1 protein-coding gene is annotated in these 258 nt (G+C 69.4%); it reads right to left on the bottom strand.

Annotated elements, in window-relative coordinates; translation table 11 throughout:
* A partial coding sequence (locus tag AX750_RS19735) for a transposase (RefSeq protein WP_197432848.1) occupies positions 1-258 on the bottom strand: 258 nt, incomplete at both ends.

Below are 258 nucleotides of genomic sequence, written 5' to 3'. Positions count from 1 at the left end.
CGAGCTTGGGGACGGTCGGCCTGAGCTGATCGGCGACCCTGCGCCATTGCTGGCTGGCGGCGGGAGCATCATCCTGAGCAAACGCCGTGGCGATGAAGGCCGAGACAACGCGCCGTCCCGAGCGGCCGGCATGGGCCAGGGCATTGCGCATGAAGTGGACCCGGCAGCGCTGCCAGGTCGCGATCAGCACCTTCGAGACGGCGGCCTTGATGCCCTCATGGCTGTCGGAGACGACGAGCTTCACCCCGCGCAGGCCGC

The sequence above is a fragment of the Methylobacterium sp. CCH7-A2 genome (assembly GCF_001557075.1).
Taxonomy (GTDB): Bacteria; Pseudomonadota; Alphaproteobacteria; order Rhizobiales; family Beijerinckiaceae; genus Allobosea; species Allobosea massiliensis.
This window is presented reverse-complemented; position numbering and strand designations above follow the sequence as displayed.